At 68.5% G+C, this 26,742-nt stretch carries 26 protein-coding genes and 6 pseudogenes; 12 read left to right on the top strand and 20 right to left on the bottom strand.

All coding sequences use genetic code 11. From position 1 onward, the window contains the following. Nucleotides 1-23: 23 nt before the first annotated feature. The 5 genes and pseudogenes from eno to BMG07_RS44960 all read left to right on the top strand — a co-directional run bounded on the left by eno (nucleotide 24) and on the right by BMG07_RS44960 (nucleotide 4,036). Nucleotides 24-1,307, top strand: a complete 1,284-nt coding sequence (eno, locus tag BMG07_RS19120) for a phosphopyruvate hydratase (protein WP_198085886.1) — start codon at nucleotides 24-26, stop codon at nucleotides 1,305-1,307. A 19-nt stretch (nucleotides 1,308-1,326) separates the two neighbouring features. Next, nucleotides 1,327-1,605, top strand: coding sequence for a cell division protein FtsB (gene ftsB / locus BMG07_RS19115; RefSeq protein WP_198085885.1), 279 nt, complete (start codon nucleotides 1,327-1,329; stop codon nucleotides 1,603-1,605). A gap of 165 nt (nucleotides 1,606-1,770) precedes the next feature. After that, nucleotides 1,771-2,360 (top strand): annotated as a pseudogene (pnuC, locus tag BMG07_RS19110) (nicotinamide riboside transporter PnuC). Further along, nucleotides 2,357-3,028 carry an AAA family ATPase gene (locus tag BMG07_RS19105; protein WP_198085884.1) on the top strand — a complete coding sequence of 224 codons (672 nt, stop codon included), beginning with the start codon at nucleotides 2,357-2,359 and terminating at the stop codon, nucleotides 3,026-3,028. Before pnuC ends, BMG07_RS19105 begins: the two are co-directional and overlap by 4 nt. Nucleotides 3,029-3,071: 43 nt before the next feature. Further along, nucleotides 3,072-4,036 (top strand): annotated as a pseudogene (locus BMG07_RS44960) (hypothetical protein). Between the two features lie 29 nt (nucleotides 4,037-4,065). Here the strand turns inward: BMG07_RS44960 and BMG07_RS19095 are convergent. The 7 genes and pseudogenes from BMG07_RS19095 to BMG07_RS19065 all read right to left on the bottom strand — a co-directional run bounded on the left by BMG07_RS19095 (nucleotide 4,066) and on the right by BMG07_RS19065 (nucleotide 10,194). Continuing rightward, on the bottom strand, nucleotides 4,066-5,040 hold the full coding sequence (locus tag BMG07_RS19095) for a MurR/RpiR family transcriptional regulator (protein WP_198085883.1): 975 nt from the start codon (nucleotides 5,038-5,040) through the stop codon (nucleotides 4,066-4,068). Next, nucleotides 5,000-6,043 carry a C45 family peptidase gene (locus BMG07_RS19090; protein WP_198085882.1) on the bottom strand — a complete coding sequence of 348 codons (1,044 nt, stop codon included), beginning with the start codon at nucleotides 6,041-6,043 and terminating at the stop codon, nucleotides 5,000-5,002. Before BMG07_RS19090 ends, BMG07_RS19095 begins: the two co-directional genes overlap by 41 nt. Before the next feature lies 1 nt (nucleotide 6,044). Next, on the bottom strand, nucleotides 6,045-6,773 hold the full coding sequence (glnQ, locus tag BMG07_RS19085; protein WP_307867015.1) for a glutamine ABC transporter ATP-binding protein GlnQ: 729 nt from the start codon (nucleotides 6,771-6,773) through the stop codon (nucleotides 6,045-6,047). Further along, nucleotides 6,770-7,425 (bottom strand): annotated as a pseudogene (gene glnP / locus BMG07_RS19080) (glutamine ABC transporter permease GlnP). The gene glnQ and the pseudogene glnP overlap by 4 nt, the downstream one beginning before the upstream one ends. A gap of 22 nt (nucleotides 7,426-7,447) precedes the next feature. Further along, the gene (glnH, locus tag BMG07_RS19075; protein WP_198085881.1) at nucleotides 7,448-8,197 is read right to left on the bottom strand and encodes a glutamine ABC transporter substrate-binding protein GlnH; all 750 of its coding nucleotides are present in this window, start codon (nucleotides 8,195-8,197) and stop codon (nucleotides 7,448-7,450) included. A gap of 349 nt (nucleotides 8,198-8,546) precedes the next feature. Beyond that, the gene (locus tag BMG07_RS19070) at nucleotides 8,547-9,545 is read right to left on the bottom strand and encodes an Hsp33 family molecular chaperone HslO (protein ID WP_198085880.1); all 999 of its coding nucleotides are present in this window, start codon (nucleotides 9,543-9,545) and stop codon (nucleotides 8,547-8,549) included. Nucleotides 9,546-9,669: 124 nt separating this feature from the next. After that, complete coding sequence (locus BMG07_RS19065; RefSeq protein ID WP_198085879.1) at nucleotides 9,670-10,194, bottom strand: gamma carbonic anhydrase family protein; 525 nt, start codon at nucleotides 10,192-10,194, stop codon at nucleotides 9,670-9,672. Between the two features lie 38 nt (nucleotides 10,195-10,232). Between BMG07_RS19065 and BMG07_RS19060 the strand changes: the two are divergent. Both BMG07_RS19060 and BMG07_RS19055 read left to right on the top strand, forming a co-directional pair. Beyond that, nucleotides 10,233-11,044: pseudogene (locus tag BMG07_RS19060) on the top strand (ferritin-like domain-containing protein). After that, nucleotides 11,041-11,727, top strand: a complete 687-nt coding sequence (locus tag BMG07_RS19055; protein ID WP_198085878.1) for a pentapeptide repeat-containing protein — start codon at nucleotides 11,041-11,043, stop codon at nucleotides 11,725-11,727. Before BMG07_RS19060 ends, BMG07_RS19055 begins: the two are co-directional and overlap by 4 nt. A 14-nt stretch (nucleotides 11,728-11,741) precedes the next feature. Here the strand turns inward: BMG07_RS19055 and BMG07_RS19050 are convergent, their stop codons facing one another. From BMG07_RS19050 to BMG07_RS19020, 8 genes and pseudogenes are all read right to left on the bottom strand, one after another. Then, the gene (locus BMG07_RS19050; protein WP_198085877.1) at nucleotides 11,742-12,224 is read right to left on the bottom strand and encodes a MaoC family dehydratase; all 483 of its coding nucleotides are present in this window, start codon (nucleotides 12,222-12,224) and stop codon (nucleotides 11,742-11,744) included. Between the two features lie 38 nt (nucleotides 12,225-12,262). Then, nucleotides 12,263-13,395: pseudogene (locus BMG07_RS19045) on the bottom strand (acetyl-CoA C-acyltransferase). 96 nt (nucleotides 13,396-13,491) lie between these two features. Continuing rightward, complete coding sequence (locus BMG07_RS42415) at nucleotides 13,492-13,680, bottom strand: hypothetical protein (protein ID WP_269759164.1); 189 nt, start codon at nucleotides 13,678-13,680, stop codon at nucleotides 13,492-13,494. Continuing rightward, nucleotides 13,677-14,078, bottom strand: coding sequence for a TetR/AcrR family transcriptional regulator (locus tag BMG07_RS19040; RefSeq protein ID WP_269759163.1), 402 nt, complete (start codon nucleotides 14,076-14,078; stop codon nucleotides 13,677-13,679). Before BMG07_RS19040 ends, BMG07_RS42415 begins: the two co-directional genes overlap by 4 nt. Before the next feature lie 73 nt (nucleotides 14,079-14,151). Beyond that, complete coding sequence (locus tag BMG07_RS19035) at nucleotides 14,152-15,144, bottom strand: tripartite tricarboxylate transporter substrate binding protein (protein WP_198085876.1); 993 nt, start codon at nucleotides 15,142-15,144, stop codon at nucleotides 14,152-14,154. Between the two features lie 37 nt (nucleotides 15,145-15,181). Continuing rightward, nucleotides 15,182-16,156, bottom strand: coding sequence for a tripartite tricarboxylate transporter substrate binding protein (locus BMG07_RS19030; RefSeq protein WP_198085875.1), 975 nt, complete (start codon nucleotides 16,154-16,156; stop codon nucleotides 15,182-15,184). Between the two features lie 38 nt (nucleotides 16,157-16,194). Beyond that, the gene (gene xerD, locus BMG07_RS19025) at nucleotides 16,195-17,106 is read right to left on the bottom strand and encodes a site-specific tyrosine recombinase XerD (protein WP_198085874.1); all 912 of its coding nucleotides are present in this window, start codon (nucleotides 17,104-17,106) and stop codon (nucleotides 16,195-16,197) included. Between the two features lie 67 nt (nucleotides 17,107-17,173). Then, nucleotides 17,174-18,147: pseudogene (locus BMG07_RS19020) on the bottom strand (tripartite tricarboxylate transporter substrate binding protein BugE). Between the two features lie 118 nt (nucleotides 18,148-18,265). Here BMG07_RS19020 and BMG07_RS19015 point away from each other — a divergent pair. After that, nucleotides 18,266-19,171, top strand: coding sequence for an AEC family transporter (locus tag BMG07_RS19015; RefSeq protein WP_307867014.1), 906 nt, complete (start codon nucleotides 18,266-18,268; stop codon nucleotides 19,169-19,171). A 21-nt stretch (nucleotides 19,172-19,192) separates the two neighbouring features. Here BMG07_RS19015 and BMG07_RS19010 read toward each other — a convergent pair whose 3' ends face one another. From BMG07_RS19010 to BMG07_RS18990, 5 genes are all read right to left on the bottom strand, one after another. Continuing rightward, the gene (locus tag BMG07_RS19010) at nucleotides 19,193-19,957 is read right to left on the bottom strand and encodes a carotenoid oxygenase family protein (RefSeq protein WP_198085873.1); all 765 of its coding nucleotides are present in this window, start codon (nucleotides 19,955-19,957) and stop codon (nucleotides 19,193-19,195) included. Further along, entirely contained in the window at nucleotides 19,951-20,649 is a 699-nt protein-coding gene (locus tag BMG07_RS19005) for a carotenoid oxygenase family protein (protein WP_198085872.1), read from the bottom strand. The genes BMG07_RS19010 and BMG07_RS19005 overlap by 7 nt, the downstream gene beginning before the upstream one ends. 25 nt (nucleotides 20,650-20,674) lie before the next feature. Next, nucleotides 20,675-21,718, bottom strand: coding sequence for a MerR family transcriptional regulator (locus BMG07_RS19000; RefSeq protein ID WP_198085871.1), 1,044 nt, complete (start codon nucleotides 21,716-21,718; stop codon nucleotides 20,675-20,677). Between the two features lie 104 nt (nucleotides 21,719-21,822). After that, a complete protein-coding gene (locus BMG07_RS18995) occupies nucleotides 21,823-22,575 on the bottom strand; it encodes a sulfite exporter TauE/SafE family protein (RefSeq protein WP_198085870.1) in 753 nt (250 codons plus the stop codon). 37 nt (nucleotides 22,576-22,612) lie between these two features. After that, nucleotides 22,613-23,863 carry an MFS transporter gene (locus BMG07_RS18990; protein WP_198085869.1) on the bottom strand — a complete coding sequence of 417 codons (1,251 nt, stop codon included), beginning with the start codon at nucleotides 23,861-23,863 and terminating at the stop codon, nucleotides 22,613-22,615. Between the two features lie 88 nt (nucleotides 23,864-23,951). Between BMG07_RS18990 and BMG07_RS18985 the strand changes: the two genes are divergently transcribed. The 4 genes from BMG07_RS18985 to BMG07_RS18970 all read left to right on the top strand — a co-directional run bounded on the left by BMG07_RS18985 (nucleotide 23,952) and on the right by BMG07_RS18970 (nucleotide 26,692). Then, complete coding sequence (locus tag BMG07_RS18985; RefSeq protein WP_198085868.1) at nucleotides 23,952-24,800, top strand: helix-turn-helix domain-containing protein; 849 nt, start codon at nucleotides 23,952-23,954, stop codon at nucleotides 24,798-24,800. A gap of 63 nt (nucleotides 24,801-24,863) precedes the next feature. After that, nucleotides 24,864-25,598, top strand: a complete 735-nt coding sequence (locus BMG07_RS18980) for a phosphatase PAP2 family protein (RefSeq protein ID WP_269759161.1) — start codon at nucleotides 24,864-24,866, stop codon at nucleotides 25,596-25,598. Between the two features lie 93 nt (nucleotides 25,599-25,691). Further along, nucleotides 25,692-25,934: an acyl carrier protein gene (locus tag BMG07_RS18975; protein WP_198085867.1), complete on the top strand. Its 243-nt coding sequence runs from the start codon at nucleotides 25,692-25,694 to the stop codon at nucleotides 25,932-25,934. After that, nucleotides 25,931-26,692: a beta-ketoacyl synthase N-terminal-like domain-containing protein gene (locus BMG07_RS18970; protein ID WP_307867013.1), complete on the top strand. Its 762-nt coding sequence runs from the start codon at nucleotides 25,931-25,933 to the stop codon at nucleotides 26,690-26,692. Before BMG07_RS18975 ends, BMG07_RS18970 begins: the two co-directional genes overlap by 4 nt. Nucleotides 26,693-26,742: the final 50 nt, after the last annotated feature.

Below are 26,742 nucleotides of genomic sequence, written 5' to 3'. Positions count from 1 at the left end.
TTTATTAGAGGAAAGAGAAGAAGATGAGTGCAATCGTTGACATCGTCGGCCGCGAAATTCTCGACAGCCGAGGCAACCCCACCGTCGAATGCGACGTGCTGCTCGAATCGGGCACCATGGGCCGCGCGGCCGTGCCCTCGGGCGCATCGACCGGTTCGCGCGAAGCCATTGAACTGCGCGACGGCGACAAGAGCCGCTACCTGGGCAAGGGCGTGCTGAAGGCGGTGGAGAACATCAACACCGAAATCTCCGAAGCCGTGCTCGGCCTGGACGCCAGCGAACAGGCCTTCCTCGATCGCACCATGATCGACCTGGACGGCACCGACAACAAGGCCCGCCTGGGCGCCAACGCCACGCTCGCCGTGTCGATGGCCGTGGCCCGCGCCGCGGCCGAAGAGTCGGGCCTGCCCCTGTACCGCTACTTCGGCGGCATGGGCGGCATGCAACTGCCGGTGCCGATGATGAACGTCATCAACGGCGGCGCGCACGCCAACAACAGCCTCGACCTGCAAGAGTTCATGATCATCCCCGTGGGCGCCAAGAGCTTCCGCGAGGCCGTGCGCTACGGCGCCGAAGTGTTCCATGCGCTCAAGAAGATCCTGGGCGACCGCGGCATCAGCACGGCGGTCGGCGACGAAGGCGGCTTCGCCCCCAGCGTCGAGAGCCATGAAGCGGCGATCCTGCTGATCCTGGAAGCCATCGACAAGGCCGGCTACACGGCGGGCGAGCAGATTGCCCTGGGCCTGGACTGCGCGGCCAGCGAGTTCTACAAGGACGGCAAGTACGTGCTGTCGGGCGAAAACCTGTCGCTGTCGGCCGAAAGCTGGACCGACATGCTCGCGACCTGGGTCGACAAGTACCCGATCATCAGCATCGAAGACGGCATGCACGAAGGCGACTGGGACGGCTGGAAGCACCTGACCGAACGCCTGGGCAAGCGCGTGCAGCTGGTGGGCGACGACCTGTTCGTCACCAACACCAAGATCCTGCAGGAAGGCATCGACAAGGGCATCGCCAACTCGATCCTGATCAAGATCAACCAGATCGGCACCCTGACCGAGACCTTCGCCGCCATCGAGATGGCCAAGCGCGCGGGCTACACGGCCGTCATTTCGCACCGCTCGGGCGAAACCGAAGACAGCACCATCGCCGACATCGCGGTGGGCACCAACGCCGGCCAGATCAAGACCGGCTCGCTGTCGCGCTCGGACCGCATCGCCAAGTACAACCAGCTGCTGCGCATCGAAGAAGACCTGGGCGACATCGCCTTCTACCCGGGCCGCGGCGCGTTCTACAACCTGAAGTAACGCACTGGACGCCTCGCGCATGCGCGCCCGCCTCGTTCCACCGATCATCCTGCTGCTTTTGCTGGGCGTCCTGCAGTGGCAGCTGTGGAACGGGCGCGGCAGCGTGCGCGACGTCACGCAACTGCGCACCAAGCTGGCCGACCAGAAGGAAGCCAACGCCAAGGCCGCGCTGAACAACGAGCGCCTGACTTCCGAGGTCAACGACCTGAAGGACGGGCTCGAAATGGTCGAGGAACGCGCGCGGGCGGAACTCGGCATGGTCAAACCGAACGAAGTGTTCGTACAAATCGCGCATTAGGATGACCCCCAGTCTTCGCGCACTTCGTGTCGCTTCGCCAACCCCCTTGCAGGGGGCGACACCTGCGGCCCGGCAAAGCCGGTTCCGCGGTGTCTCACGAACAGACTGCGATGGCGCCCCCCGGGGGCAAACCTGATTCTCGAGCTTCTCTCGGCCCCCGCATTCCTGCTCTGGGGCTCTCCTGTCAGCTGGCTCGAACTCGTGGCCGCGCTGATCGCGCTGGCCATGGTCGGCTGCAACATGCGCGAGATCCACTGGGGATGGCCGCTGGCCATCGTCAGCTCGCTGCTCTACGTGGCTGTGTTCGCCAAGGCGCGCATCTACGGCGACGCCTCGCTCCAGGTCTTTTCGCTTGCGTCGCCCTGTGGGGCTGGACGCAATGGCTGCGCGGCCACCGGGCCGACGGCAGCGCGCTGCATGTCAGCCGGCTCTCGCCGCGCGGCATCGCCCTCACCCTGGCCGCCTGCGCGTTCGCGTGGCCGGCCGTCGCCCTCTTCCTGCGCCGCTTCACCGACACCGACGTGCCGTGGTGGGACGGCTTCGCCACCGGGCTGAGCGTGGTCGGGCAGTTTCTGCTCGGGCGCAAGTTCATCGAGAACTGGCTGATCTGGCTGGCCGTGAACGTGGTCAGCGTGGGCCTGTTCATCCACAAGGGCCTGTGGCTCACCGTCGGCCTCTATGCGGTGTTCGCGCTGCTCAGCGTGGCCGGCTACATCGCTTGGCGGCAGCGCTTGCCCGAGGCGGTGCGCGCATGACGCCCAACCTGCCGACCGGCTGCGTCATTGCGCTGCTGGGCGCCGAAAGCACCGGCAAGACCGAGCTGGCCCGCGCCATCACGCAGCGCCTGCGCGACCGCGGCACGCCGGTGACGCTGGTGGGCGAATACCTGCGCGAATGGTGCGAGCGCGAAGCCCGCACGCCGCGCCCCGACGAGCAGCAGGCCATCGCCGACGAGCAGACGCGCCGCATCGACATGGCCGCGGCCTCGGGCGTGGTGGTGGCCGACACCACCGCGCTCATGACGGCGGTCTACAGCGAGCAGCTGTTCGCCGACACCTCGCTCTACGCCAGCGCCCTGGCCGCGCAGCGGCGCTACGCCATCACGCTGCTCACCGCGCTCGACCTGCCCTGGGTGGCCGACGACATGCGCGACGGCCCGCACGCGCGCCAGCCGACCGACACGCTGGTGCGCGCCGCGCTCACGGGTGCGAAGCTCTCGTTCGCCGTGGTGCACGGCAGCGGCGGCGAACGGCTCGCGAGCGCCTGGAACGCGATCAACGCGATCGCCGGCAACGAAGGCCGCACGCGCGCGCGCGGCCGGCTCGAAGCCAAGCCCGCCTCGTGGTCATGGCCTTGCGAGAAGTGCTCCGACCCGGAATGCGAACATAAGCTCTTCAGCGACCTGATCGCGCGCCGCGAATAAGCACGAAGCGGCGCGCGCCCTCCATCCCTTCACCGGAGACCCGATGCCCCTTTCGACCGCCGCGCGCCTCGCCCCTTTCACGGCCCTCATCGCCCTGCTGCTGCTGGCCGCCGGCCATGCCGCCGCCGCCCCCGTCGCGGCCACCGTCGAGAACGGCACCACGACCACCGCCTGCGCCGAGGAAGACAACGTCTCGCTGACCTTGCGCGGCGACGGCATCCGCCACATGCGCATCGAGGCGCTGCAGCCCGACTACCTCGACAAGATCGGCAACGACGTCACCGCGCCCGATTTTTCAGGCTGCAACTTCGACGGCGGCGCCCACCCCACCGACCCCGCCCACCGCTTCAAGAAGCGCACCGTGGTGCTGCTGGACAACGCCGAGTGGCGCATCGTCGGCATGACGCTGCCGAGCTTCTGGCGCCCGCAGAGCGTGCCCGTCACCGTGGGCCAGCGCAGCGATCGCGGCTTTCACCTGCTGCAGGTGTTCAAGAAGGAGAACGGCAAGCGCTCGAGGCCATCGTGCTGTATCCGTCGGACGGCTACTGGCGGCTCAAGCCGCTGCCGGACCCGCGCTTCGGCGACGGCGTGTACGGCTCGTCGTTCCTGCTCGGGCCGGTCGAGGCGGCCGCGCGGCCGGTGGTGAACATCGCGTCGATCCGCATCGTGCCGAAGCCGCTGGCGATCCATGTGCGCTTCACCAACGGCGGCAGTGCCGTGGCGCGTGTCGACGAAATCAGCCGCACGCGCACGGCGCTCGACGTGACGCTGTCCAAGCCCACGGCGGCCGCACAGCCCTTCGCGGTGCTGCGCTCGATGTACGTGACGCCGGACAACGCCGACGTGAGCGAGGTGCGCTGGCAGGCCTCGCCCCAGGCCGCGCAGCAGGTGCTGCCGCTGCCCGAGGTGAAGACCCTGCAGGCCACGCAGGTGCGCTTCGGCCGCAGCCTGCCGTCCAAACACAACACCAGCGCACCGGACATCATGTTTGGCGGCTTCGACGATTGAACGCTGAGCGCGCGCCTCGAGGCGCAGCGCTACTCGATGCCCAGGTCTTCGATGAATCGCTCGCGCCTTTGCAGCGCCTTCAGTGCCTTCTTGCCCAGATCGGTGGCGACCAGGTTCAGAAGGCCTTCGCAGAAGATGACGTACGCGCCCATCGAATTGCTGAAGAAAGTGCTGCCGTGCGGCACGAAGAAAGAGTGCTTCGCGGAGGCCGCGAGCGGTGACGCGCGGTGGTCGGTGATGGCAACGACGACCACGCCAGCCTTGGCGGCAGCGGCCGCCGTCTCTGCGATGCTGCGCGTATAGGGTTCGACGCTCGTCACAACCACCAGATCGCCGGGCTGCAACTGGGCCAGCCCCTCGGCCACGCCCAGCCCGTGCGGATCGAGCAGGGCCACGTCGCCGCGCACCATCGCCAGCCCGTAGGCCAGAAAACTGGCCAGTGCGCTGAACTGCCGGAGACCATGCACGCGAACCCGCGGCGCCGTGGCCAGCAGCCGGGCCGCCTGCCGAAGCTCGTCGGCCGAGAGCTGCGCGAGGAACCCTTCGGTGTTGGCGATGGAGTCCTTGGCGATCTGCACCATGGTGTCGATCTCCGGGCGCTTTCCAGGCCCGTCCGACTGCGAGCGCTCCGAGGCATGCGCGACCAGGCGTCCGGCCTGCTCGCTGTAGAAATGGCGGTGCCGGGACGCCAGCCCGTCGCGGAACACGGTCTGAAAATCGACGAAGCCGGCATAGCCGAGACGGGTCGCCAGGCGCGTCAGCGTCGACGCGTTCACCCCCAGGGATTCGGCGAGTTCGGTGATCGTGCGCACAGCGACCTCTTCCGGCCGCTCGACCAGGCGTGCCAGCACGCTGTGAGCCTTGCCGCCCATCGAAATCAGCGCATCGCCGCGCCCCAGACGCACCGTCAGCGCACGCAGCGCCTCGACGGTTCGAGGCGGCGAAGCGCCGTCGGCCTCGGCGTCAGGCGGGGTGGGCTCGCTGGGGTTTTTCGATGTTTGCATGGCCGTCGATCATATGGAAGCGCGGCGGCTGCGCCGGGTGCTCGTACACCTGCCATTCGATGCACGAAGGGCCGATGCGGATGTCCGCGGTCGCCATCGTGTTCTCGCCGTCGCTGTCGGCCGGATCGGCGCGCAGGATCGGAAACGACGCATCACCGCTGTCGGCCAGCAAACGCAGCGGATCGCCGTCGGCCAACAAGACATCACCGCGCGATTGCCGGTGCCGTGACGAGCCGGTGACGATCTGCGGCAGATCGCTCAGCAAGGGATGCAGCGCGTGGTTGGCATGCAGCTTCCGGCCTGTGATCTTTGCAACTGAACAGGCTTCGGAGCTGAACTCCACGCTGAGCAGTTCGGGCGCGGCCCGGTGCGCCACGGTGAGGTGGAAGCCGCCTGCACGCTCGTTCGACGCCAGCAGCGTGCACACCTCGTGTTGGCTGGTCGCTTCGAGCAGCGCCCGCGTGAGAACCATGCGTGGAACGCCGGGCCGCACCTCCAGGCATCGCAGGTTGTTCACCGTCATCGCAAGGCCGCCCTCGGTCACGGCAAAGGTGTGGCCCGGCAGCGATCCCGGATAGACGAATGAGGCAAAGGACGCCCCGCCTTCCACCGCGCACACGGCGATTGCGCAATGCCCCGCGAAGGCCGGGTCGCCGTCCTCGTTGTGGGTGATGCGGCGCAGTGCGCCCGCTTCCTGCACCGTGGTGCATCCGTCTGGCGCCATCGCCCACAGGTCGCCGCGGCTGTTCCACAGGAACACGTCTTCGAACGGCAGCTCCAGCCCGGCGGCCAGGCCCTGCAGCTCGTCCCGGATGCGCGGAAAACGCGCGCGCACCAAACTGGCCATCGCTTCGGCCGCGGGCGTGCCGCGATGGCGCATCACGGTCGCCCAGGCGGGCGAATGTCGCGCGTATTCCTGCATGGCCTCGGCGCCGAAGCGGCCGAGCATGCGCCCCGTCTCGAAGGGCGACCCTCCGGCCTCAAGGTAGTTCAATGTCGGCATGTCACTCCACGTGCTGAAGAAAATCGCGCAGGCGCTGGTTCGGCGGGTTGTCCAGCAACTGCGCCGGCGGTCCGTCGACCGTGATGTGGCCGTGCTCCATGAAGATCAGCCGTGTGCCGACCTTTCGGGCGAACTGCATCTCGTGGGTCACGACGACCATCGTCATGCCTTCCTCGGCCAGCGACTGCATGACGCGCAGCACCTCCTGGCGCAGCTCGGGATCGAGCGCGGAGGTCGGCTCGTCGAACAGCATCAGCTTCGGCCTGACGGCCAGTGCGCGCGCAATGGCAACGCGCTGCTGCTGCCCGCCGGAGAGTTCGCTCGGATAGTGGTGCATGCGCTCGGCGAGCCCCACTTTCGCGAGCAGTTCCGCCGCCAGTGCCTGCGCCTGCGACCTGGAGGCGCCGCGCACCTGTCGCGGCCCGAACGCGACGTTCTCCAGTGCCGTCATTTGCGGAAACAGGTTGAACTGCTGGAACACCATGCCCGCCTCCTGGCGGATCTCGCGCGCCACGGCATTGCCGCCGCGCACGCTCAGGCCGCCCACCAGCAGGTCGCCGCCATTGATCTGCTCGAGCGCGTTGATGCAACGCAGCAGCGTCGACTTGCCCGAGCCCGAGGGTCCGATCAGCACGACGACCTCGCCCGGGCAGATCTGCAGGTTCACGCGATCGAGCACCACGTTGGCGCCGAAGTGCTTCTCGACGTTCTTGAATTCGACGATGTTCACAGGATGCGCATCCTTTTTTCGACAGTCCGCAGGCCCAGCGTGAGCACGCCGATCAGCAGGAGGTAGATGGCGGCGACCGCGGTCCAGATCTCGATGGCCCGGAAATTGGACGCCATGATTTCCTGCCCCTGGCGGGTCAGTTCGCCGACACCGATGACGATGAAGAGCGAGGTGTCCTTGAGGCTCACGATGAATTGGTTGCCCAGCGCCGGCGTCATGCGCCGAAACGCGACCGGACCGACGACGAACGCCAGCACGCGCCAGCGCGGCAGACCCATTGCCAGCCCCGCTTCGCTCAGGCCCTTGGGCACCGAGAGGAACGCGCCGCGCACGATCTCCGCAATGTAGGCGCCCGAGTTGATGACGATGGAAGCAACGGCCGCCGTCATCGGGTCCACGCGCACGCCCAGCAGGCCCGGCAGTGCGAAGTAGATGAACATGACCTGCACCACGATAGGTGTGCCGCGCACGAGACCCACATAGGCAAAGCCGAGGCTGCCGACAAAGCGGTTCCGTAGGCACGCATCAGGCCGAACAGCACACCCAGCAGCGTGCCCCCCACCAGGCCCGCCACGGTGATGAACACCGTCAGGCGAGCGCCCCTTGCCAACGCCGGCAATGCGCCGGCGATCACTGACCAGTCGAAATCCATGAATGGCTCCGTGCTCGTCCGCTCAGGGCTTCGGCGGCTCGGTCTTGAACCACTTCCGGTAGATCGCGGCGTAGCGGCCGTCCGCCTTGATCTTTGCCAGCGCCCCGTTCACCTGGGCCACCAGCGGGCTCCCCTTGGGAAAGCCGATGCCGTACTGCTGCGCCATCATCTGCGGACCGACCGCCTTGGCCTTGCCCGCGCCGGCGGTGGCGATGTAGTAGAGGACGTTCGGCGTGTCGTGCATGGCGGCCTCGACGCGGCCGGTCATCAGTTCCAGGTAGGCGTTGTCGATGTTCGGGAACTGGCGCAGTTCGGTGCCCGCGAAATTGGCCTTGGCGTAGTCGGCGGCAGAGGTGCCTGTCTTGATGGCCAGCGTCTTGCCCTTCAGGTCCGCCACACCGGCGATCTTGCTGGCCATGGGCACCATGAGGATGAATCCGCTGTCGTAGTAGCCGTCAGAGAAGTCGATGACCTTCTTGCGCTCTTCCTTGATGGTGATGCCGGCCAGCGCCACATCGACATTTTTGGTCTGCAGCGCGGGGAGGATGCCGTTGAAGTCCATCGGTTGCAGCTTGTATTCGAGCTTCAGATCCTTGGCGACGGCATCCCACAGGTCGATGTCGAAGCCCACGTACTTGTCGCCCTCCTTGAATTCGAAGGGGACGAAGGCGGTGTCGACGGCAACGAGCAAGGGACCGGCCGCCGTGGCGGGGGCGACGACCGACGTGGCAACGACCGCAGCCGCGAGCAGTCGGAGAACGAGTTTCTTCATGACAATCCTTCCGGAGTAAGAGCTCACCGAATTGGTGCAATTGAATTTGCGTAAATATCAAATTCGCAAATCCATTTGCATAATGTGTGCCATGCCGTACCGCCAGGCAAGCTCGGGTTTGCCCTGAGCGCCTGCGACGCAATGGAAAGGTGCGGAAGGATTGGAAGAAATCGGCCGCGTCAGCGCGGCCGGTGGCAGCGCCCGAGCGCTCGAGCCATTACGAGCCATCTCATGCCTGCGCAGGCCCGGGCCGGCTGTTCGACCGGGCGCTGGCGGCAGGCTTTGCGCACGAGCGACTCGCCGCAATGATGATCAAGGTGCTGCGCTGACCCGAGCGGCCAGCCGACGCTTACTGAACGACCGGGCTGCTCGGAATCTGGTCCGTCGGCGGCCTGAAGATCTGCGCCGTGTCGATCGCATCGAAGCGGTACTGCTTGCCGCAGAAGTCGCAGCCCACCTCGATGTCGCCGCGCTCGGCCAGGATGCTCTCGGCCTCTTCCACGCCCAGCCCGCGAATCATCTGCGCCACGCGCTCGCGCCCGCAGGTGCAGGCGAAATGCGGGCCCAGCAGGCCGGCCTGCGGCTCGAAGCGCAGCAGCTTTTCTTCCCAGAACAGGCGGTGCAGGACGGTCTCGACGTCGAGCGTCAGCAGCTCGTCGCGCGTCAGGCTCGACGCGAGGATCGAGATGCGGTTGTAGTCCTCGTTCAGGCCGATCTGGTCTTCGTTGGCCTGGTCGTGGTCCTTGTCCGCGGTGCCCTCGAGGTTGCCCTCGCCCTTCACCGGCAGGCGCTGGATCAGCAGGCCCGCGGCCACCTTGTCGTCGGCGGCCAGCACCAGCGTGGTGTCCAGCTGCTCGCTCTGCAGCATGTAGTGCTGCAGCACGTCGCTGAGCTTGCCGAGCTTTTCGCCTTCGTCGTCGAACAGCGGCACCACGCCCTGGTAAGGCGTTGCGCCGGGCAGCTTGTCCTTGGGGTCGAGCGTGATGGCGCAGCGGCCCTTGTTGTTCACGTTGACCATGTCGGGCAGGCGCGCGTCGGCCGGCAGATCGCCGATGACCTTGGCGGTGGCGCGCAGGCTCAGGTCGGGCTTGGCCTCGGCCACGGCCACCTTCACGGGGCCGTCGCCGAAGATCTGCAGGATCAGCGCGCCGTTGAACTTGATGTTGGCCTGCATCAGCGTGGCCGCCGCCGTCATTTCGCCGAGCAGTTCGGCCACGGGCGGCGGGTACGGGCCGGTGGCCGTGTTGGAGGCGCGCCGCGCAAGAATCTCCTGCCACGCATCTGTCAGGCGCACGATCACGCCGCGCACCGGCAGGCCATCGAACAGGAATTTGTGCAGCTCGCTCAAAACATCATCTTTCGTTCAATCAGGCTGCCTTCGCGTGAAATACCGCGGAACCGGCTTTGCCGGGCCGCTGGTATTGCCCCCTGCAAGGGGGAAGGAGGCCACACGAAGTGGGCAAGCCTGGGGGTTAGCTAATTTTCTTGAGGCCCTTCGCGAAGCGATGGGCGTTTTCTACGTAGTGTTCTGCGCTTTGGCGCAACTTGGCAGCGGCCGCGTCGTCGAGCGTGCGCACCACCTTGGCTGGCGAACCAATGATCAGCGAGTTGTCGGGAAACTCCTTGCCCTCGGTCACGACGCTGCCGGCGCCAACGATCGAGTTGCGGCCGATCTTCGCGTTATTCAAGACCACCGCCTGGATGCCGATCAGCGAGTTGTCGCCCACGGTGCAGCCGTGCAGCATCACCTGGTGGCCCACGGTGACGTTGTCGCCGATGGTCAGCGGGCAGCCGATGTCGGCATGCAGCACCGACAAGTCCTGGATGTTGCTGTTGCGCCCGATGGTCAGTGTCTCGGTGTCGCCGCGCAGCACGGCGCCGAACCACACGCTCGCGTTCTCGGCCAGCTTGACGTTGCCCATCACCTGCGCGCTGTCGGCCACCCAACTGCCTTCGCCGAGCGTCGGTGCAACGCCGTCCAATTCATAAATCGCCATCGTGGTTGTCTCCGGGGGGCAAAACTAGAATTGTAGGGATGCACCCCCGATTGAGCGCGCTGGCCGCGCTGCGACTGACCGATCCTGAACAAAAGGTGGCGGCAACGCGCGCCATTTCTTTGAACGGCGCTACCGATTCCATAGCAACCGAGCCGATCCGCACACCCGGCGACGACACCGGCGTGCCCGGCCGCCCCGACAAACCCGAGCGCGTGGCCGCCACCGCCGTGCAGAAGCGCTCGCCGTTCACGCCCGAGGGCCGGGCCGCGCTGATCCATTCGATCTGCCACATCGAGTTCAACGCCATCAACCTCGCGCTGGACGCCGTGTGGCGCTACGACGGCATGCCCGAGGCCTACTACCGCGACTGGCTGCGCGTGGCCGATGAAGAGGCGCTGCACTTCACGCTGCTGCACACCCACCTGCAGGGCATGGGCTACCGCTACGGCGACTTCCCCGGCCACGACGGCCTGTGGAACATGTGCGAGAAAACCAGGGACGACGTGCTCGGCCGCATGGCGCTGGTGCCGCGCACGCTGGAGGCGCGCGGCTCGACGCCACGCCGCTGATCCAGGGCAAGCTCAAGCGCGTGAACACGCCCGACGCGCTGCGGGCGGTGGAAATCCTCGACATCATCCTGCGCGACGAAGTGAGCCACGTGGCCATCGGCAACCATTGGTACCGCTGGCTGTGCGAGCGCGCCGGCATCGACCCCGAGGCCACCTACCCCGCGCTGGTCGCGCGCTACGACGCGCCGCGCCACAAGCCCCCTTTCAACCTCGAAGCCCGCAGCCGCGCCGGCTTCAGCGCCGAAGAACTGCGCGCACTGACCGAATCCCGCCCCGAATGACCCTGCTGATTTCCGACCAGACCTGGTCGCGCCCCGACCTGCTGGCCTGCCTGCAGGACCGCAAGGGCGCCGAGCCCCTGCACTTCGAACGCTGCGATTTCGACGGCGCCGACCTGTCGCGCCTGGACCTGCGCGGCGCGCAGTTCACGCTCTGCAACTTCGCCGAGGCCGCGTTCGACCGCACCTTGCTGTCGGACTCCCGCTGGGCCGGCTGCCGCGCGCGCCAGGCCGACTTCGGCCTCGCGGACCTGACGAACGCACGCTTCCAGGACTGCGACCTGAACAACACGCAGTGGGCGCGCGCCAAGATGGCCTCGGCCTTCTTCACGGGCGTGAAGCTCACGGGCGCGCACTTCGGCGAAGTGTCGGCGCTGGGCATCGGCTTCAAGGACTCGCTGCTGGTTGACGCGCACCTGCGCGGCATGTCGTTCCGCAAGCAGACGCTCGAACAGCTCGACTTCTCCGAAGCCGACCTGTCGGGCTGCGATTTCCGCGAAGCCGTGTTCGAAGGCGGCAGCCTGCGCAATGCGCACCTGAAGCTCGCGCGCTTCGAAGGCGCGGACCTGCGCGAGGTCGACCTCGGCGGGCTGCGGCTCGCGAACGCGGCGCAGTTCAAGGGCGCGACCATCTCGCACCGGCAGGCCGCCTCGCTGGTCGAGGAACTGGGCCTGCGGGTGGTCTGAAACTCAGCGCAAGCTCAGGCCGCCGCGGGCCTGGCGTGCACCACCAGCTTCGGCGTGAAGTTCTGGAGCACCTCGCCGCGCTGGTTGAGCGTCTGGCAGCGCATCGTGACCATCGCGCGGCCGGGCTTGGAGCGCGAGGGCACGATGTCGATCACCTCGCCCGCCACGTGAAGCACGTCGCCGGGACGCGTCGGCTGCGGCCATTGCAGCTCGCCACCCGAGCCGATGATGCCGTCGGCCAGCGGAATGCCGCTTTCGACCAGCAGCTTCATGGTGAGCGCCGCCGTGTGCCAGCCGCTGGCCGCAAGCCCGCCGAAGAAGGTGCGCCTGGCGGCCTCTTCGTCGGTGTGAAAAGGCTGCGGGTCGAACTGCCGCGCGAAGGCCAGGATCTGCGCCACGTCGAGCGCGTGCTCGCCGCTCTGGAAGCGGTCGCCGACGGACAGGTCTTCGAGGTAGAGCTTGCCGCGCTTGCCGCCGGCTTCAGGGGTTGCCGTCATCGGTTCTCCTTGGATGGTCTTCACGCATTCTCGGGCGTTCAGACGCGCTCGAGGATGGTCGCGATGCCCTGCCCGCCGCCGATGCATTGCGTGGCCAGCGCATAGCGGCCCTTCTCGTGCGCCAGCAGCGACGCCGCCTTGCCCGTGATGCGCGCGCCGGTCGCGCCCAGCGGATGGCCGATGGCCAGGCCGCCGCCGTCGAGGTTGACCTTGGCCGGGTCCAGCCCCAGGTCGCGAATGCAGGCCAGCGCCTGCGACGAGAAGGCCTCGTTGAGCTCGATCACGTCGAGGTCGGCCGCGCTCAGGCCAGCACGCGCCAGCGCCTTGCGCGTGGCGGGAATCGGGCCGATGCCCATGATGGCCGGATCGACGCCCACGGTCGCGAACGACTTGATGCGTGCCAGCGCCGGGAGGCCATGCTTCGCGGCGAACGCGTCGCTCGTGACCAGCACCACGGCCGCGCCGTCGGTCAGCGGCGACGAGGTGCCGGCCGTCACCACGCCGTCAGGCCGGAACGCGGGCTTGAGGTTCGCCAGCGCCTCGGCCGAAGTGCTCGGGCGGATGCAGCCGTCGGCATCGACGATGTCGCCCGAGGCCAGCCGCACCGGCACGATCTCGCCGGCCAGCCGGCCTTCGGCGCGCGCGGCGGCGGCCTTGCGGTGCGATTCCACCGCGAAGGCCTCCTGGTCGGCGCGGCTCACGTTCCAGCGCTGCGCCACGTTCTCGGCCGTCTCGCCCATCGAGATGTAGGCGTCGGTGTGGGCCAGCAACTCGGGGCTGGGCGAGAAGTTGAAGCCGCCCTGCGGCACCGCCGTCATCGACTCCACGCCCACGCACAGGAAGGCCTCGCCCATGCCCGCCTCGATCTGTGCGGCGGCGATGTGGACGGCCTGCATCGACGAGCCGCAGAAGCGGTTCACCGTCATGCCGCCCACCTCGTGCGGCAGGCCGGCCAGCAAGCCGACGATGCGCGCGAGGTTGTTGCCCTGCGAGGCCTCAGGGTAGGCGCAGCCAGGACGATGTCTTCGAGCAGCGCGGGGTCGAGGTCGGTGCGCTTCAGCAGGCCCTGCACCACGCCGGCGGCCAGCGTGTCGGGCCGCACGTCGGCCAGCGCGCCCTTCTTCGCGAAGTGGAAAGGGGAACGGGCATAGGCGGAAATGACGGCTTTCATGAGGTGCTCCATCGAATCAAAAAACCTACCATCCAATCGGTAGGCTATCAGGTCAAAAAATAGGCACACCGAAGCGTGCCTGCGTGGGCCCGGCGCTCAGCCGGGCAGTGAACTCCTGAGGTGCGCGATGGCGTCGTCGAAGTCCTCGACGCGCCCCGTCATGCGCGCCGACAGCAGCGCGCCCTGGCAGACCGTGAACACATAGGCCGCCAGCGAAGCGACCGGCGCCGCCCCCTTCTTGCGGGCCGGCGCCAGCGCGCCGAGCACGCCGGTGAGCCACGTCACCTGTGTATTGCGCAGGTCCTGCACCGCCTGGTGCAGTTCGGCGTTGATGGCATCCCAGCCGGGCGCAGCGCCCCGGCCGGACACATGCCGGAACCCGCCTTCAGCGTGTTGCGGTACATGCGGAAATACGATTCGAGCGCGTCCTTCGGCTCGCGCGCGCGGGCCGCGTCCCAGTCCTTGAAGCTCTGCGTGGCGGCGCGGATCACCGCGATGCCGAGCGCTTCCTTGCTCGGGAAGTGGTGGTACAGGCTGGCCTTGCGCACGCCCACCGCGTCGGCCACGTCCTGGAAGCTGAAGCCCAGGTAGGAGCGCGTTTCGATGAAGCCGCGCGCCACCGCGAGGATCTGCTCGCGGGTGCTGCCGGTGGCAAGGGCGGGTGCGGCTGTGGTGTTGGCCATCTACCTACTATAAGGTAGGGAAAATCAAAGCACAAGCCGGAGTGTCATGCAGGCGTCAGGCCGCCCGGCCGGGTCAGTCGGCCTTGATGCTCGCCGCCTTGACGATGCGGCCGTTGCTTTCGAACTCGCTCGCGATTTCCTTGGCGAACGCGGCCGAGGTGCCGCCGGTCGGCACGTTGTCGGTGGCCGTGAGCTTGGCGCGCAGCTCGGGGCTGGCCAGCGCCTTGTTGATCTCGGCGTTGTAGCGCGCCACCAGCGCGGGCGGCGTGGCGGCCGGCGCGAACACGCCGAACAGCGAGTTGATGTTGGCCGCCTTGTAGCCCAGCTCGCCCAGCGTGGGCACCTGCGGCAGGCTTTCGAGGCGCGTCGGCGCGCCCACGGCCAGCGGGCGCAGCTTGCCCGACTGGATGTGCGAGGACAGCGTCGGGCTCGCGTTGGTCGACAGGATCTCGAACTGCCCGCCGATGGCGTCGTTCAGCTGCTGGCCGCCGCCCTTGTAGGGCACGTGCGTGATGTCGACACCGGCCGTCGCGCGCAGTTGCTCCAGCACGATGTGCCCCAGCGACGCCGAGCCCGAGGTGGCCCAGCGCACCGCGCCCGGATGCGCCTTGGCCTCGTCGACCAGCGCGCGGAAGTCCTTGGCCTTGCTGGCCGGCGTGGCGATCAGCAGCACCGGCGAATACATCACGCTGGCCACCGGTGCCACGTCTTTCAGCGGATCGAACGGCAGCTTGCCCAGGTGCGGGCTCAGCACCAGCGGGCTGATGGCCGAGAAGCCCAGCGTGGCGCCGTCGGGCGCGGCCTTGGCGACCGCGTCCATGCCGATGGCGCCGCTCGCGCCGGCCCGGTTGTCCACGATCACCGTGATGCCCATCTGCGCCGCGAGCCGGTCGCCCAGCGCCCGCGCGACCACGTCGCTGACGCCGCCCGCCGGGTAGGCGACGATGAGCCGCACGGTCTTGGGAACGGCCTGCGCGTAGGCACCGGAGGCGGCGCACAGCGCGGCGGCGGCCAGGAGTCGGGTCGCCGTGCGGCGCGAGGGCTTCGAGGAAGCAAGGAAATTCATGGTGATGTCTGTAGCTCGGGTCGTCTGCGTGATGGCGTCAGTCCAGCTGCAGCTTGCGCGCCTTGATCAGCCTGGACCACTTCTCATTGTCCGCCTTCACGAAGGCCGCGAACTCGACCGGGCCAAGCGAATGCACCTCGGCGCCCGCTGCCGCGAACTTGGCCTTGATCTCCGGCTGCGCCAGCGCCTTGGCCAGCTCGCCCGACAGGCGATCGACCACGTCCTTGGGCATGTTGGCGGGACCGACCAGCCCCTGGAAGCCGACCGCTTCCATGCCCGCGAAACCCAGCTCCTTGACGGTCGGCACGTCGGGCAGTTGCGCATCGCGCACCGGGCCGGTCACGGCCAGCGCCTTGAGCTTGCCGCCCTTGACCTGCGGCAGCAACACGCTGCCCGCGTCGATGAGGATCTGCGTCTGCCCGCCGAGCAGGTCCTGCACGGCCGGCGCGCTGCCCTTGTAGGGCACGTGCGTCATGTCCAGCCCCGTCACCTGGTTCATGAGCTCGCCGTTCAGGTGCGTCGACGTGCCGTTGCCGCCCGAGGCGAAGTTGACCTTGCCCGGCTGCCCCTTGGCCCACGCGACGAACTCCTTGAGGTTCTTCGCCGGATGGTCGGGCCGCGTCACCGCGATGTAGCTGCCCTGGCTGATCTGCCCGATGTAGGTGAACTGCCTGATCGGGTCGTACGGCGGCTTGCTCTGCAGGTACGGCGCGATCGCGAACGGGCCGGTGTTGGCCAGCAGCAGCGTGTAGCCGTCGGCCGGCTGGCGCGTGAGCTCGGTGGCCGCGATCATGCCGCTGGCGCCGGGCTTGTAGTCGACCACCAGTTGCTGCTTGAGCGCTTCCTGCAGCGGCACCTGCACCGTGCGCGCGGCAAAGTCGATGCCGCCGCCGGGCGGGTAGCCGACGATCAGGCGAATCGGCTTGGCGGTCGGAAAGCCCTGCGCGAACGCGGCGCCGCCGGCGGCCAGCAGCGCGGCCGCGACCAGGGTGGTGGCTGTCTTCTTTTTCATGAATGGTGTCTCCTTGTTCTTGGAAAAACCGCGCGTCCTCATCCGCGCGGGTGGTGCTGCGCATGCAGCTGCTTCAAGCGCTCGCGCGCCACGTGCGTGTAGATGGTGGTGGTCGAAATGTCCGCATGCCCCAGCAGCAGCTGCACCGCGCGCAGGTCGACGCCGTGGTTCAGCAGGTGCGTGGCAAAGGCGTGGCGCAGCGTGTGCGGCGACAGCGGCACATGAATGCCCGCCGCGGCCGCCTGCTTCTTCACGATGACCCAGAACATCACGCGCGTCATGCCCGCGCCGCGCGCGGTCACGAACAGGTCGGGCGTCTGCTGGCCGTCCAGGATCAGGGGTCGCGCGTCTTCGAGGTAGCGCTCGATCCAGCGCCGCGCCTCGGCCCCGAAGGGCACCAGCCGCTCCTTGTTGCCCTTGCCCAGCACCCGCAGCACGCCGTCGTTCAGGCTCATGTCGATGGCCTTGAGCGCCACCAGCTCGCTCACGCGCAGGCCGCTGGCGTACATCAGCTCCAGCATCGCGCGGTCGCGCAGGCCCAGCGGCGACGCGACGTCGGGCGCGGCCAGCAGGTCGTCGACCTGCTTCTCGGACAGCGTCTTGATGGCGCGCGGCATCTGCCGCGCGGGCGCCAGGCGAATGCTCGGGTCGGCCGTGACGCGCCGCTCGCGCAGTGCCCAGCGAAAGTAGCGCTTGAACACCGTGAGCCGGCGGTTGGCCGAGGTGGCCTTGCCCTTGTTGGAAAGCCGCGCGCCCATGTAGGCCTGCAGGTCAGTCTCCTGCGCGGTGTTGATGGCGGCGCCGCTGCGCTGTGTGTGCAGCCACTGCGCGAAGAGCGCAAGGTCGCGGCGGTAGGCGGCCAGCGTGTTCTTCGACAGCCCGTCCTCGAGCCAGAGGGCGTCGATGAACTCGTCGATGTCGGGGGTGGGTGCGGCGGCGGCCTCGGTCATGCGTTGCAAGATAACAAAAGAAAAAGCCGCCCGGGGCACGGGCGGCTTCGGTCGGGCGCAGGCCCGCTCAGTCGAGCTTGAGGTTCTGCTTTTTCACGACCTGCTTGTAGACCTCGTACTCGGCCTTGATCTGCGCGGCGAACTGCTCGGGCGAGTTGGCCACGATCAGCGAGCCCGTGTCCTCGATGCGCTTGCGCACCGCCGGTTCTTCCACGGCCTTCTTGCGCCGGCGCTGATCTTGTCGACCACGTCCTTCGGCAGGCCCTTGGGGCCCAGGATGCCGTAGTACGCCATGCGGTTCACCGGTTCCAGGCCCACTTCCTTGAAGGTCGGCACGTTGGGCAGCGCGGCCAGGCGCTGGGGCGCCGACACCACGATCGGGATCAGCCGGCCGCTGGTGATGAAGGGCATGGCCGAGGGAATGTTGTCGAACATGATCGGCACCTGGCCGGCCACCACGTCGTTCAGCGCCGGGCCCGCGCCGCGGTACGGGATGTGCGTGACGAAGGTGTTGGTCAGGCTCTTGTACAGCTCCATCAGCAGGTGGCCGATGCCGCCCGTACCCGACGAGGCGTACGAGTACTTGCCGGGGTTCTTCTTCAGTTCGGCCACGAACTCGGCGTAGTTCTTGGCCGGGAAGCTCGGGTTCACCGCGATGATGTTCGGCGTGGCCGCGATGTTGGTGATCGGCGTGAAGTCGTTGATCGGGTCGTACGGCGTCTTCGGGTTGATGGCCGGGTTGGCCGCCGTGCTCGACACGGTGGCAATGCCCAGCTTGTAGCCGTCGGGCGCGGCGCGCGCGGTTTCGGCCGCGCCCACGATGCCGCCGCCGCCGGCGCGGTTGATCACCACCACGGGCTGACCCAGCACCTTGCCCAGCGGATCGGAGATCACGCGCGCCACGATGTCGGTCGTGCCGCCCGGTGCGAAGGGAACGCTCAGTTCGACGGGCTTGTTGGGGTACCCCTGTGCAAAGCTCGGGCCCGCAACCGCGACCAGCGCGGCGGCGCCCACAAGAGCGCTCCATTGACGACGTTGCATCGAAAACTCCTTGACTTGACTTGGATGTCGTAAAAAACGAAAGCCCGGATGCTAGCGGCTCGCGGGCCGCTCACGTGCTGTGGATTACCCATGGTCCATCCGGTTTATCCTCGAAGCGGTGAACTACGCGCAGCTGCTCTTCCCCGACTTTTCCCTCATCGCCATCGGCTGGCTCCTGTGCCGCTACACCGCCCTGGACCGCCGCGTGTGGGACCAGGTCGAGAGCCTGGTCTACTACTTTCTTTTTCCCGTGCTGCTGTTCCACTCGATCGTGCGCAGCCCGCTGGACTTCGGCGCCACGTCGAACCTGCTGACCGCGGGCCTGTGCATCGGCGGCTGCGGCATCGCGCTGGCCTATGTGCTGCCCTTCGTTCCGGGCCTGGGCTCGCACATCGACCGGCGCGACCACGCGGCCAGCGCGCAGGTCGCGTTCCGCTTCAACTCGTTCATCTGCCTGGCGCTGGCCGAGCGGCTCGCGGGCTCCGAAGGCCTGCTGCTGATCGCGGTGCTGATCGGCGTGTGCGTGCCCATCTTCAACATCGCGGCGGTGTGGCCGATGACGCGGCATGCGCAGACCGGCTTCGTGCGCCAGCTCGTTCGCAACCCGCTGATCGTCGCGACGCTGGCCGGACTGCTGGCCAACGTGCTGGGCCTCACGGTGCCGAGCTGGGCGACGCCGACGCTCACGCGCATCGGCGCCGCGTCGCTGGCGCTGGGGCTGCTGGCCGCCGGCGCGGGCATGAAGTTCTCGACGCTGGGCACCGGCAAGGTGCTGGCGGTGTCGATCCTGTCCATACGCCACCTGATCCTGCCGCTGGTCGCGTGGGGGCTGGCACTGGCGCTTCGGCTCGACGCGATGCAGGCCTCGGTGCTGATGGCCTTTTCCGCCGTGCCGACCGCGTCGAGCGCCTACGTGCTGGCGGCACGCATGGGCTACAACGGGCCGTATGTGGCGGGGCTGGTGACGCTGTCGACCCTGCTCGGGGTGGTGAGCCTGCCCTTCGCGCTGGCGCTGCCGAGGTAGGCAGCGCCCTTTCGCGGCCAGCTAGACGTTGGGGCGCCAGTTGCCGTGGAAGCCGAACGGCACGCGGTGCGGCAGCCGCGCCGTCGCGACCGGCGCCGCGCCGAGGTTGCACGCATCGAGCACCAGCAGGTCGCTGCGCTTCTCGCGTTCGCGCCACACGACCGCCAGCAGCCAGCCATCGCCTTCGGCGGCATCGGCCGAGCGCGGCACGAACACCGGCTCCGACACCACGTCGCCTTCCGGCAGCGTGTGCAGGCTGCGCTCGCCCGTCTCGAAGTCGAAGCGCGCGAGGCTGTCGAACAGAACGCTCTCTGCGTCGCCACGCGCGCGGGCCGTCGCGTGGCATGTGTAGAAACCGTACCGGTTGCGGCGGCCGGCGTAGCGCTCGTCGATGCGCGGGAACTCGGCCACGAGGTCGTCAAGATATTCGCGCCGGAACCCGGTGCCCGGGCTGGCCAGATCGAAAGTCCAGCGGCACAGGCGCGCGGCCATCGCGTGCGGATCGCCCGGGCGGCCTTGCGCATCGGGCAGGCCCGGCGCGGTCGCCGACTGCATCACGTAGGCAACGACGGCGTCGCCGTCGTCCCAGGCATTCATGACGTGGAACACGTGGCAGGCCTCGGCCTCGAACCAGCGCATCGCGGCGGCATCGGCGCCGCGGCGCATCACGCCGACGTGCGTGCGCTTGTCCGCGTCCCATGCGAGCAGCGGCTTGCCTTGCATCGCGCGCTCGACGCTGGTCGTGAGCGGCATGACGGGAAAGAGCACATGCCCGCGCGTCACCATGAGTCGTGCGCCATGCTGGCGTAGGGGGCGTCGAACGATTGCAGTCCCGTGACTTCGCACGCGCTGTTCATCACGCCGTAGAGCATGCCGGGCGTGCCCGGGCCTTCGGGCGAATAGGCGAAGAAATGCAGCTCGCCGGTCTCGGGATCGACCTTCGGGTGCGCGGTGCAGCGCGCCGTCAGCCGGTCGCCGAAGCTCTGGTGCCCCTTCGAGGCCAGCGTGCGTGCATCGAGTTCGAAGGGCTGGTGCGACTCCTCGAGCGCGAACAGGCGCCCGCCGTGCCACAGCATGTTCGTGTTGGCCGTGCCGCTGTTGCGGCCGACCGCGGCAGGGTCGCTGGTCGCGGGGTTGCCGAAGGAGCCGAACAGCGCGCGCCCGGCCTCGTTCTCGAGCTGCCACTTGGGCGTGCGGGCCCAGCGGTTGCTGTACGCGACCTTGGCGCCATCGATGTGGAACGCGTGCACCATGCCGTCGCCGGTGAACCAGTGATAGTTGTCGTCGCGCGGCGCGTACCGCGGGCTCGGGCCGACGCGGTAGAGCGTGCCCGAGAGTCCGGGCGGGATGGCGCCGACGACGTCGAGCGCCGCGATGTCGTGCTCCTCGGTCAGCGCTGCGTAGTTGCCGCTGAAGAAATAGGCGTTGCCGGCCTGCGTTGGCGCGGCCGTTTTTGTTGTTGTCGTTGCTGCGGTCACTGGATCCTTGGGGTCGTTGAGTCGTTCAATGAGAAAGAGGTGCGGCGAGCCGCGCGATGGCCTGCTCGACATAGGCCGCGAGCGGCGCGTCGATGCCCGAGCCGGTGCGCAGCGCGGCGTCCGTGCGGAATGCGTGTTGCAGCTTCGACTGCAATGCGGCATCGCCGCCCGCCTTCGCGAGCGACAGCGCCCGCCAGCGCGCCGCCAGTGCCTGCACCGCGGGAGCTTCGGGTGCGGCGCCCTGCAGCATCTGCTGCCGCACTTCGGCGATGAGCGGCGGCCACGCGTCGGTCTGTTCGACGTAGTGCTTCGCGAGCAGCGCCATCTCTTCGGTATCGCAGTACGGCGCGTACAACTGCAGCCGCGCCCAGGCCATCGCATGCGAGATGAACTTCATGCCCGCCTGGTCGACGCCGGTCAGCGAATGCAGCGCCGGCTCGTTCCAGTGCATGGTGTAGAGCTTGATGAGCAGGCCCTCGTCGCCGCCGGCTTCTTCGAGCAGCAGCGCGATCCAGCGCCGCGCCAGGGCTTGCGCCTGCGTGCTTTCGGGCGATGCGCCGGCCGCGACCAGCGCGTGCAAGGTGGAGGTCAGCGCGGCCCGCTCGGGCGCGACCGCTTCGGCCAAGCCGTCGCGCCGGGCGTTGAGCCGGCCGAGTTCGTCGTCGCTGAAATACTTGCCGCCCGCGACCATGCTCTCGAGCGCCGCGAGCCAGTCGTCGATGGCGGGTTCCTGGCTGGCCTGCAGCTGCCCCTGCAAGGCCAGCAGATGCGAGCGCAGCGACGAGGCCTGCGCAATCTCGCGGTCGAGTTGCGACACCTGCTGCGCGACGATCTCCGACAGCCCGCCGCGCGCGTTGTCGTCGAGCAGGCCGTGGATTTCCGCCAGCGACAGGTCGAGCCGCCGCAGCGCCTGGATGCGGTAGAGCCGCGCGACGTCCTTGCGGCCGTAGAGGCGGTAGCCGCCGCTCGATCTTTCGGACGGCGCGAGCAGGCCGATATCGTCATAGTGGCGCAGCGCGCGCACGGTCAACCCGGTGCGCCGGGCGAGTTCGCCGATCTTCAGAAACATGCCTTCCCTCTCCAAGTTGAAGGCATCGTAGACCGTGCCGCAACGAGAGGGTCAAGCGAGAATTCGAAGAAAAAACGGGGTGCCCGCGCACGCCCCCGGTGGCGTCAGGAGCGCTGCAAAACAGCCGGCACGGCCGACGCCAGCATCGCCACGCCCGAGGCGGTCAGCAGGCTCAGCACCAGCTTGCGGAACGCCGCCTCGCTGATGCCCACGTACAGCCGCGCGCCGAGCAGCACCGGCACCGCGACGGCCAGCGCCACCACGCCCAGCAGCGGCACGGTCGGGCGCGTGATGCTGCCGCTGGCCAGGTGGATCGCGAAGGCCACCATCAGCATCGACAGGTTGAAGTTCTGGATCACCGCGCGCTGCGTGTCGCGCTGAAAGCCGCGCAAGGTGCACCACAGCGTGGGAATGGTCCCCGAGAAGCCGCCGATGCCGGCCATCACGCCGCCGATGGTGCCGGCCACACCGTCGGCCACGCGCCCGCCGAAGGTCACTTTCGGCAGGTGCTGCGACATCAGCATGGCCGGGCACCACAGCACCAGCAGCACGCCCAGGCACAGCTTGAACACGACGAGGTCGAGGTGCGGCAGCAGCCACACGCCGAAGGGCACGCCGACCAGCCCGCCGAGCACGAAGGGCCAGAGCACGCTCTTGTCGAAGGAGCGGCGCACCGTGAGCGCCGCGATCACCTGCCCCGTCAGCGCGCCGAACAGCGCGAGCAACGCGGCCAGTTGCGGCTCCAGCGTCCAGGCCCAGACCGACATGGCCACCAGCCCGAACGCAAAACCCGACAGGCCCTGCACAAAACCCGCCAGCACCGCGCCGGCGATCACATAGACATACAAGGCTTGCATGCGGCCGATGATATCGGCCGCATCGCGGGCGACAGCCTCAGGCCGAGACCGGCACCAGCGCCGTGCGGCGCACGCGGCGCACGTTGAACGCGCTGGCAATCAGCACGCCCTGCACCACCGCCAGGCCGACGATCACGCTCGTGTACTGGCCATGGTCCATCAGCCGGCCGAACACCAGCGGCGCCACGGCCTGCCCGATGTCGAGCCCCGCGTACACCACGCCGTAGACGCGGCCCGTGGCATTGGGCGGGGTCGACTTCTTCACCAGCAGGTCGCGCGACGGACCGGCGACGCCCGAGACGAAACCCATCATGCCGAACAGCACCGGCACCACGATCGGCGGAAAGTCCGCGAAGGCCAGCACCAGCGCCAGCGCGGCGGCCACGCCGAAGCCCGCGCCCACGATGCGCTCGCAGCGCGACGGGTCCGACGCCAGGAAGCCGCCCACCACCATGCCGGCCGCGCTGGCCACCATGTAGACCGTGAGGCACACGGCCACCAGCGCCACCGGCACCGCATGCAGATGGCCCGCCGCCACCGGCGCGAAGGTCTGCACCACGCTGATCACGGCGGCGTAGAAGAAGAAGAAACCGAAACACATCCACACGGCCGGAATGCGCAGGAAGTCGAACTCGCCGCCGGCCGGCGCGGGCTCGCCCTGCCCCGTGGCCTTGTGCACGGCGGCCGCGTCGAGCGCCAGCACGCTGCGGTACACCCACAGCACCAGCAGCACCACGAGGGCCACCACGCCCGCCGAGGCCAGCGCCACGCGCCACGAATAGGCAATGGCAATCGGCACCACGAAGGCCGGCGCCAGCGCCCAGCCCAGGCTGCCGGTGATGCCGTGCACGCTGTAGGCGTGGCCCAGCCGCGTGGGCGCGACCTTGCGGTTGAACAGCGTGTAGTCGACCGGGTGGAACACGCCGTTGCCGATGCCGCCGATCACCGCGCACACCAGCAGCATCCAGTAGCTCTGCGCCATCGCGTAGCCGAAGGCCGCCAGCCCCAGCCCCGCCAGCCCGACGAACAGCACCGGGCGCGGGCCCAGCTTGTCGACGATGAAGCCCGAGGCCGCCTGCACGATGCACGAGACCACGAAGAACACCGTGAGCACCGCGCCCAGCTCCACGTAGCTCACGTTGAACGCGTCCTTGAGCCAGGGGAACAGCGGCGCCAGGATGAGCTGGCTGAAGTGGCTGACCGCGTGGGCCAGGCCGACCAGCCCGATCAGCTTGGCGTCGGTGCGCAAGGTCGTGGGCGGAACGGCGGCGGAAGATGAAGAGGACATGGATTGCTACAAAAACCGGGGCGGGCTCCGATGCTATGCGCCGGCGACGCGGCAGAATGGCGATACAGCGACAACATTTGTCGAAACCATGCCAAGCGCCGTCTCCCCCTCCCCCGCGACCGCCCCGGCCAACAGCGTCGGCCCGCTCACGCCGCACCTCTACGCCCCCGACGCGGTGCGGCCGCTGCGCGCCAAGGAGCATTTCCTGAGCGCCGATACGCTGGTCGAGCTGCACGAGCACCCGTGGCCACAGCTCACCTTTTCCACGCGCGGCGTGATCCGGCTCAGCACGCAGGACGGCAGCTACATCGTGCCGCCCTCGCGCGCGCTCTGGGTGCCGGCCAACATGCCGCACAGCATCACGCTGATCGAAGACGCGGAGCTGCGCACCGTCTACCTGCACGCCTGGATCGCGCCCACCTGGGAAAAGTGCGAGGTGCTCGAGATCAGCCCGCTGCTGCGCGCGCTGATGCTGGCGCTGGACACCACGCCCGACGGCCTGCCGCCGGCCGACGCGCATGCGCCGCAGCGCGAACGCATGATCGCGCCGCTGCTGGTCGACGAAGTCGAGCGCGCCACGCAGATCCGCATCGACGTGCCGCTGCCCACCGACAAGCGCCTGCGCCAGCTGTGCGAGGTGCTGCTGCGCAACCCGGCCGACCGCGCCACGCTGGCCGAGCGCGCCGCCACCATCGGCGCCAGCGAGCGCACGGTGGCGCGCCTGTTTCGCGACCAGCTCGGCATGAGCTGGCAGCAGTGGCGCCAGCAGGCCGTGATGGCGCATGCGCTGCCGCTGCTGGCGCGCGGCATGGCCGTGAGCCAGGTGGCGGCCGCCAGCGGCTACGCCACCGACAGCGCGTTCTGCGCCATGTTCAAGGCCGCCACGGGGCGCTCGCCGACCTCGTTCCAGCACCGCAAGCGCGCCGTCGCCACCTGAGCCCGCGGGGCATCGCCGGCCGTTTCGCGGCACTCTGGCAAGATCGGCGGCAGACACACCACCATGCACTCACCGATCCCCCTGCAGATGGCGCCCCAGGCCCCGCCGCCGACGTGGACCGCCGACATCTGGCTGCGCATCCGCCGCCACTTCCTGCTGAAGGCGGTGGGCACCACGGCCTTCACGTGGCTGTTCTTCATCGGCTACTTCCACCTGCTGCGCAACCCGGCCTTTCCGATCACGGTGATGCCGCTGACGCCGCTGGACCACCTGATTCCGTTCCAGCCCTACACCCTGGGCGCCTACCTGTCGCTGTGGTTCTACGTGGGCATCGCGCCGGGGCTGCAACTCACGTTCCGCGAACTGGTGGTGTATGGCCTGTGGATCGGCGGGCTGTGCCTGACCGGGCTGGGCCTGTTCTATTTCTGGCCGACCCAGATCCCGCCGCTGGCCATCGATGTCTCGGGCTTTCCGGGGTTCGCGATGCTGCAGGGCGTGGACGCGGCGGGCAATGCCTGCCCGTCGATGCACGTGGCGGTGTCCATCTTCACCGCCATCCGCATCGCGCATGTGCTGCGCGAGGCCGGCACGCCGGCCTTGTGGCGGGTGCTGAACTGGGCCTGGTTTGCCGCCATCGCCTACTCGACGCTGGCGGTCAAGCAGCACGTGGTGCTCGACGTGGTGGCCGGCGCCCTGCTGGGCATGGCCTTCGCGCTGCCCTCGCTGTACTGGCGTCCGGGGAAGCGTTTTCCGGGGGATATCCCTCACGTGGGAGCGGATATCATCGGTCATCACTGACCACAGGCCGAACGAGGAAGGGATCGATCCAATGGCATGCCCCACAAGGGTGGCAATCGATCAGCGGCAGCACATGACGACAGGCATCGCACGATGAGTTCGCTGAAGGAATTGCAGGACCTGATCCACGAGAAGTACGGCATCGAACCGTCAAAGCTCGACCCCCATGCCTCGATGCGGGAAACCGGCGGACTCGATTCGCTGGCGCTCGCCGAATTCCTGTTCGCCATCGAAGACCACTTCGGCATCACCATGCCCGACGAGGACGCGAACATCGACACCCTGGCCGATCTCGCGGTACTGGTCGACAAGGTCCGGGCCGCGAAAGCCGCGTGAACCACCAGGTCGCCGTCACCGGTCTGGGCGTCGTGGCGCCGCATGGCGATGCGCCGGACGCGCTGTTCCAGTCCCTGCTGCAGGGCCGCTCGGCCATCCAGAGCGTTTTTCCCGAACTGCCCAAGCCGGCCGCGGCCGCCACGGTGGCTTTCGACGAGACGCGCTGGTTCACCAAGCTGCAGCTCGCGGGCGTCGACCGCGTGAGCCAGCTGGCCGTGGCCGCCGCCGACCTCGCGATGCGCGACGCGGGCCTTGCCGCCGGCGATGCCGACCCCGAACGCATCGGCGTGTTCGCCGGCTGCGGCATGGGCGGCGCGGCGGCGCTCGAAGCCGCCTACCGCGGCAACGGCCGCGTGTCGCCGCTCACCATTCCGGCCTTCATGCCCAACGCGCCGGCCGCCCACGTGGCCATGCGCCAGGGCGTGCAGGGCCCGGTGCTCACTTACTCGGTCGCCTGCGCGTCTTCGGCGGCGGCCATTGCCGAAGCGGCCAAGGCGGTGCAACGCGGCGAGGTCGACATCGCCATTGCCGGCGGCAGCGAGGCGCTGATCGTGCCGGGCGTGGTGCTGGCCTGGCAGGCCATGCAGACGCTGGCCACCTTCCAGCCCGGTGAAGCGGCCGGCGCGGTGCGGCCCTTTGCCACCGACCGCAGCGGCTTCGTGCTGGGCGAAGGCGCGGCCTTCCTGATTCTCGAATCCGCCGAACGCGCCCGCGCGCGCGCGCCCGCAGCTACGCCACGCTGGCCGGCTGGGGCCTGAGCAGCGACGCCACCCACCTCACCAAGCCCGACGCGCCGGGCCAGGCCCGC

Origin of the sequence: Variovorax sp. E3, from assembly GCF_016082275.1 — a bacterium.
GTDB lineage: Bacteria > Pseudomonadota > Gammaproteobacteria > Burkholderiales > Burkholderiaceae_C > Variovorax.
Note: the sequence above shows the minus strand (reverse complement) of the source record. Positions and strands in the feature narration are given on the sequence as shown.

What these genes read in the sequence shown, in the direction of transcription:
- eno (WP_198085886.1), top strand. Translation starts at nt 24, where the DNA reads ATGAGTGCAATCGTTGACATCGTCGGCCGCGAAATTCTCGACAGCCGA.
- ftsB (WP_198085885.1), top strand. Translation starts at nt 1,327, where the DNA reads ATGCGCGCCCGCCTCGTTCCACCGATCATCCTGCTGCTTTTGCTGGGC.
- BMG07_RS19105 (WP_198085884.1), top strand. Translation starts at nt 2,357, where the DNA reads ATGACGCCCAACCTGCCGACCGGCTGCGTCATTGCGCTGCTGGGCGCC.
- BMG07_RS19095 (WP_198085883.1), bottom strand. Translation starts at nt 5,040, where the DNA reads ATGCAAACATCGAAAAACCCCAGCGAGCCCACCCCGCCTGACGCCGAG.
- BMG07_RS19090 (WP_198085882.1), bottom strand. Translation starts at nt 6,043, where the DNA reads ATGCCGACATTGAACTACCTTGAGGCCGGAGGGTCGCCCTTCGAGACG.
- glnH (WP_198085881.1), bottom strand. Translation starts at nt 8,197, where the DNA reads ATGAAGAAACTCGTTCTCCGACTGCTCGCGGCTGCGGTCGTTGCCACG.
- BMG07_RS19065 (WP_198085879.1), bottom strand. Translation starts at nt 10,194, where the DNA reads ATGGCGATTTATGAATTGGACGGCGTTGCACCGACGCTCGGCGAAGGC.
- BMG07_RS19055 (WP_198085878.1), top strand. Translation starts at nt 11,041, where the DNA reads ATGACCCTGCTGATTTCCGACCAGACCTGGTCGCGCCCCGACCTGCTG.
- BMG07_RS19050 (WP_198085877.1), bottom strand. Translation starts at nt 12,224, where the DNA reads ATGACGGCAACCCCTGAAGCCGGCGGCAAGCGCGGCAAGCTCTACCTC.
- BMG07_RS19040 (WP_269759163.1), bottom strand. Translation starts at nt 14,078, where the DNA reads ATGGCCAACACCACAGCCGCACCCGCCCTTGCCACCGGCAGCACCCGC.
- BMG07_RS19035 (WP_198085876.1), bottom strand. Translation starts at nt 15,144, where the DNA reads ATGAATTTCCTTGCTTCCTCGAAGCCCTCGCGCCGCACGGCGACCCGA.
- BMG07_RS19030 (WP_198085875.1), bottom strand. Translation starts at nt 16,156, where the DNA reads ATGAAAAAGAAGACAGCCACCACCCTGGTCGCGGCCGCGCTGCTGGCC.
- xerD (WP_198085874.1), bottom strand. Translation starts at nt 17,106, where the DNA reads ATGACCGAGGCCGCCGCCGCACCCACCCCCGACATCGACGAGTTCATC.
- BMG07_RS19010 (WP_198085873.1), bottom strand. Translation starts at nt 19,957, where the DNA reads ATGGTGACGCGCGGGCATGTGCTCTTTCCCGTCATGCCGCTCACGACC.
- BMG07_RS19000 (WP_198085871.1), bottom strand. Translation starts at nt 21,718, where the DNA reads ATGTTTCTGAAGATCGGCGAACTCGCCCGGCGCACCGGGTTGACCGTG.
- BMG07_RS18995 (WP_198085870.1), bottom strand. Translation starts at nt 22,575, where the DNA reads ATGCAAGCCTTGTATGTCTATGTGATCGCCGGCGCGGTGCTGGCGGGT.
- BMG07_RS18990 (WP_198085869.1), bottom strand. Translation starts at nt 23,863, where the DNA reads ATGTCCTCTTCATCTTCCGCCGCCGTTCCGCCCACGACCTTGCGCACC.
- BMG07_RS18985 (WP_198085868.1), top strand. Translation starts at nt 23,952, where the DNA reads ATGCCAAGCGCCGTCTCCCCCTCCCCCGCGACCGCCCCGGCCAACAGC.
- BMG07_RS18980 (WP_269759161.1), top strand. Translation starts at nt 24,864, where the DNA reads ATGCACTCACCGATCCCCCTGCAGATGGCGCCCCAGGCCCCGCCGCCG.
- BMG07_RS18975 (WP_198085867.1), top strand. Translation starts at nt 25,692, where the DNA reads ATGAGTTCGCTGAAGGAATTGCAGGACCTGATCCACGAGAAGTACGGC.